We start from the raw sequence: 5114 nt of genomic DNA on the forward strand, positions 1-5114 counted from the left end.
CTCGTTTTCTCCATTTTCATCTTCTATTAAATAAGCATTAGGTAAACCAATAACTTTGTTTGATAGTAAGTTGCTAATTTCTCCACAAATAGCACCACCACCACATCCATAGACCTTTACTAAATAATGATAAGCAAAGTTTGCATTTTTTATTTTTGTTTTAGTTTTAATAGTAAAATCGTTAAAATTTAAGTTAATATGCTCTTTCTCTTGAGCTATGCAAGTATAACTAATTGAAAACAGAATAAAACATAAAATAGAATACTTAAATATTTTCATATTTATCTCCAATTTCCGTTTTTCGATTCTCTCAATGCTTCAACCATTTGATCTGGAAGTATATGAGCCGAATTTAATCCATCACCTTGGTAGTATGATGAACCTTCAAAAGTAGCAACTCGTCCTCCACTTATTGCTTTACCTTTACGCACCCCAGCTGATGCAAACTCTTTAGCCCAATCATAAATTGCATCTTCAATATCACCATTATGTTCTAAATATTTTATTATGTTTTTTCTTTTAATTTTTATTAAATATTCTTCAAATAAAGTATCTTGTGTTTCTTTATTATATTTCAGTGATAAATCTAACTTTAAATAAGTTACAGCAGCTTTTAAAGTTTGTGGAATTATTTGAAAACGTCCTGCAGCAAATATTTCCCTTTTTGTCTGCTTATCAATTAATTCTTCTATTGTCATAGAGGTCAAGTTAGTATTAAAAAAAGCCCTTAATTTTGGTTTGGTTTGGTTATAAGCTGAATAATCATTATTGGATTCTACTTTTCCTAATAATAAAGCAAACGGGCTTTCTGCCCAACACTTCTTTTTTTCAATTATTTTAAAATAATCCACCATTGCCACGGGATGAATAAACCATGCCTTGCCGTCTGCGGATAGATTGGACAGTTTAGGGGTATTTGCTTCTGTGTTTGCTGTTGGGTTTTGCGCTTGTACCTGTGCCACTTGTTTCCACCACAGTGACGGTTTAATGCGCTGCGCTTTTTCTAGTTGCCAGTTTGATTTGACATGTTCATGCGCTTCGTCTACCACGTCTAAGGCAAAATCACGGAGGTAAGGCTCGGTGATGCCCAGCTCATCTAATCCCGCTTCGATAAGTGCTTTTTGTTGTTGTTTTTCTTCTTCAAATAGCTCATCAATTTCGTTCCATTTGCTTAACGCTTCATCGGCATACCATTCGCTTTCATATTTCACCAATAAATGCCCTATCAACTCCGCTGTCCAGCTTCGGCGTAATCCTTCTTTTAAATCCCTATCCGTAAAAGTCGGCGGCGGTAGGTCTTTTTTTCGTTGGGTTGAATAAATCAGTGTGCCCGTTAAGATTTGATGTAATGCCCGCATCGCTGGGGTGTAATCGGCTAAATCTAATTTCGCCACTTTATTCTTGCCTATCTTGTCAGATAATTCACCTATCGAGGCCTTTTCTTCTATTGTTTCAAAACCAGGCCAGTGCCATGGACTACGTCGTTTGATATGTGCTTGCGCATTGTCTTTTATATTCACCCAACCATGTATCGGTAGTGTTTGCTCATCCAGTGCCGTCACTTGGGCCCATTTTGTGTTTTCATCATCTATCGCTATCAAGCCGTCATTCTCTAATGAAATTAGGGACACAGTGCGAGGGTAACATACCGTATTACGTTTCTTTTCCTGTGGAGAAAGGTTGTCATCTAATGATAACGGAAAATCATGCCAATAACTTACGCTTGAATTGAGCTGCCCATCTTCGCCATTAAGGTGTAAGACTTTACTGGCGGCTATCCAGTACGGCTTGTTTTCAATCATAAAGCGAATCGTGAAAAAATCATCATCATTCGCAGGCTCAGAATAGACACTCGGTAACGTCGTATCTTGCCCCTTTCCGCCACGAATGAGTTCAGCTACATAATTAGCTCAGTACCATTAATAACTATCATAATCATTATTATCAATATAATTTCGACAATCTTTTATTTCTTTAGGTTTACACGCCCTTTGTTTTTTATATTCAAATTGGTTATTGTCTTCGTTCAGATATTCCCCCGATTTATACAGGCATTCGGTTTTGACCCGTTTGTAACGATTATTGCCTATGTATTGAAAATTATCGGTTAGCGATATATGATCATTCTCTTTTTTACTTGGGCAGGTTTTATAGCTAGTGGCAGTTTTTGCTTCGCGATCAAAACGAAAATCATTACCATCGAGATTTAATTTGACAAATTGTTGTTGGGTTTTGTCGTAAACATAATATTCTGCGGTGGTATTGGGCCCATGATATCTGTCTTTAATAAGACTAAAATCATTATTATCACCATCAAAATTATAATCAGAGTTTTTCGTGATTCGAGATATTAACATAGCCAAGAAAATCACACCCGTCGATGCCGTTAATGGTTTGAATAAGCTTACCATCATGTTTGCGATATATTTTGATACCGACTACGTTGCCAGTCGATTTTTTGAGTTTAGAAAACATCACTTTAAAATAAAAATCTTTGGAACTATTATTCTGTAAAAATTCAATATCGTTAAATTCTACTTCGCGCCATGTTCGTTCATCAATGGTATTATATTCAAATATTTTGTGTAAATTTACTTTGTCTCCGTTAAGAGTGTAGCCTGTGAGATTTTGATAGGCTTCAGTCCCATGATAAAAAGTGACATCATCAAAATTTTCAATATATATTTTATCTAATATGTTTTTAAAAGAAGAATCTTCGTAAGTAATTGTAAAATTAAACTTATCATTACGTTCTCTTTCGCTTATAAAACTTAAATGTTTAACTTGCTGCTCTTTACCTGCAATATAAAAAGCATATTCATCATCAAAATAAAATTCGGCGTTATCTTGCCCAATATTGCCAGTATAAATGCGAAAAATGGCATGGCTGATAGTGGGGGTTAAGAATAGGGTCAGCAATATACACTTTATATACTTCATATTGATATTCCTTATTTTTTATTTGGCGTTGTTATTTAAGTTTCGTTCTTTTTTTCTTCGCTTTTTTACTTTTCTCTGTTCATCTTCGTCTATTGGCTGTAAATTAACAAATAATGCAGGATTAATTTTAAAGCCTAATCTATTGGTTTGCGTATCATATGCGGTAGAGCGGTTACCTGTTATCTTCATTGCAATTTCAAAATGTAGGTGAGGATTAAGGCATTTTTTTGCATTACCGGTATCGCTAGTATAGCCAATTAAATCGCCAGACTTAACTTTATCACCCACTTCTAAGTCAGCACGTTTATCACTTAAATGACAATAGCGCAAATAAAAATGGTCAGCATTAATATTAAAATCCTTGGCTTGTTCAATTTCACCTTTATCACGAAACTCCAGGTCTGTCTCGTTTCGTGATTTTCTTAAATCCTCACCATTAACTTTAAGGACTAACACATTGCCGTATCCGTTATTCCCCTCATTTTTATATTGCACTATTTCACCATCTAAACAGGCATAACAAGGTGTATTTATATCGGCAAAGATATCTAAACCAGCATGAGCACAAGGTATTGTATTTTTAGGGTTATTTTTATCTAAACGAGTTCGAACGATACCAAAAGCACCATTTTGAGCCCTATCCGCACCACTAAAATTGTAATACGTCCTTTGTGGATTTTCTAAAGGTTCATGCCAGAGTTTTGCCGTTTCAATATTAAAATAATCCACCATCGCCACCGGATGAATAAACCATGCCTTGCCATCTGCGGATAGATTGATCAGTTTAGGGCTATCAGCATTAGCGCTCGTTTGATTGATGTTTGCTGTTTTATTTTGTGTGATTTTTAGTCTGGAGAAAGTTTAATTATTAATTTTGTTCTATTTTCTTGATTAATAAATGTGTAATAAGTCACCCCTCCATCAAAATATTGAACAACCTCTAGCCTATTTTTCCCTTTCCATTTATATTCAACCTAAACTCTCATATCATCATCTTCGTAAATACTGGAAAAATCTTCTCCTATTTTGATTTTTTTTCTAAATAAATTTGAAGGATCAAAACTCATTGCTTCATATACATCCAATATTGTCATGTTTTGATAATAACAAATATCAGTAATATCCATGTCAACTCGTTTAGTTTCAAGGCATTTAACATTATTATGATAATTATTGATATTATTTTCTTGTTCTTCTGATAAACGCTTAAAAAAAATCAATTCATTTTCGTAAGGTATCATTAGATTATTATTATCAAGTAAAATAATATTCATATGATCACTGCTATTACAAATATTTGATGAACTGTTTCTATCATTAGTATAAACTTTGATAAAATTTCTGAAGGTTAAATGATATTTTCTTAACTCATTATCATAATCTTTAAAAAAATCACTTTGATTTAATTGTTTATTGATATCTTCCCAACTTTCTTTCATTTGTTTAAAATCGCATCCCCAAAGAACTATTTTATCTTGATTCAAAAAAATCAGATTATCTAATTGTGTAACTAATAACTTGCCTTCTTTTGTTTGTAGAAGTTGTTCACTTAAATTATCTTTCATCAACATATAATAATTATTTTTAGCCAAATTAATATCTGATGCATAAGCAACATAAGGCAATAAAATTATAAACAAATTTATATACAAAAATTTTATCATTTTACTCCTCCAAATTATTGAGGTTCAGATGAAAATGAATTACGGTATCCTTCTTTTAATAATTCTAGAGGGTCTAATAAATCTGCACGCCTCTGGTATGGTAAGTTTGCTCTATTAGTTAATGGATTTTTCAAATCTAAACCGTTTTCACCTGAATAATATTCTAAATGCAACATATAAATAACGTGACCATCAATAGTTAATAATGGTTTATATTTTTTCGTTTGTTTAGAATTAATTTTAATTTCAATGGCATGGACACTTTTTTCACCAACTTTGAGCTCTTTTAATAATAATCCTGTTTTTGCAAGTACAGTACCTTGCTTAACAACATCGCCAACTTTAACATTAATACTTTTACGATCTACCTCACCATAACGAATAATAAATTGACATCCATTACTCGTTTTATGTTTTATTGTTATCTGATAAGTTTTACAACAAATCACGTATATTATTAATGATTCACTAAAAATCCCATGATAAACATTTTTGATTTTCATGAGCTTC

The 5114-nt window shown here is 32.8% G+C and carries 5 protein-coding genes and 2 pseudogenes; all 7 read right to left on the reverse strand.

The features are described 5' to 3' along the window. A pseudogene (locus tag A9G22_RS08830) lies at positions 1-279 on the reverse strand (hypothetical protein); the annotation flags it as partial. A gap of 2 nt (positions 280-281) precedes the next feature. Then, positions 282-1802 carry a hypothetical protein gene (locus A9G22_RS08835; RefSeq protein WP_075508728.1) on the reverse strand — a complete coding sequence of 507 codons (1521 nt, stop codon included), beginning with the start codon at positions 1800-1802 and terminating at the stop codon, positions 282-284. Between the two features lie 117 nt (positions 1803-1919). Then, complete coding sequence (locus A9G22_RS08840) at positions 1920-2363, reverse strand: hypothetical protein (RefSeq protein ID WP_141670029.1); 444 nt, start codon at positions 2361-2363, stop codon at positions 1920-1922. Next, on the reverse strand, positions 2326-2940 hold the full coding sequence (locus A9G22_RS08845) for a hypothetical protein (protein WP_065587245.1): 615 nt from the start codon (positions 2938-2940) through the stop codon (positions 2326-2328). The genes A9G22_RS08840 and A9G22_RS08845 overlap by 38 nt, the downstream gene beginning before the upstream one ends. Positions 2941-2958: 18 nt before the next feature. Next, positions 2959-3672: a M23 family metallopeptidase gene (locus A9G22_RS08850; RefSeq protein WP_065587244.1), complete on the reverse strand. Its 714-nt coding sequence runs from the start codon at positions 3670-3672 to the stop codon at positions 2959-2961. Between the two features lie 242 nt (positions 3673-3914). After that, positions 3915-4604: a hypothetical protein gene (locus tag A9G22_RS08855; protein ID WP_065587243.1), complete on the reverse strand. Its 690-nt coding sequence runs from the start codon at positions 4602-4604 to the stop codon at positions 3915-3917. Between the two features lie 14 nt (positions 4605-4618). Further along, positions 4619-5114, reverse strand: a pseudogene (locus tag A9G22_RS11415) (M23 family metallopeptidase); the annotation flags it as partial.

It is taken from the genome of Gilliamella sp. App2-1, from assembly GCF_001690255.1.
Taxonomy (GTDB): Bacteria; Pseudomonadota; Gammaproteobacteria; order Enterobacterales; family Orbaceae; genus Gilliamella; species Gilliamella apicola_G.

What these genes read in the sequence shown, in the direction of transcription:
- A9G22_RS08845 (WP_065587245.1), bottom strand. Translation starts at nt 2,940, where the DNA reads ATGAAGTATATAAAGTGTATATTGCTGACCCTATTCTTAACCCCCACT.
- A9G22_RS08850 (WP_065587244.1), bottom strand. Translation starts at nt 3,672, where the DNA reads ATGGTGGATTATTTTAATATTGAAACGGCAAAACTCTGGCATGAACCT.
- A9G22_RS08835 (WP_075508728.1), bottom strand. Translation starts at nt 1,802, where the DNA reads ATGATTGAAAACAAGCCGTACTGGATAGCCGCCAGTAAAGTCTTACAC.
- A9G22_RS08855 (WP_065587243.1), bottom strand. Translation starts at nt 4,604, where the DNA reads ATGATAAAATTTTTGTATATAAATTTGTTTATAATTTTATTGCCTTAT.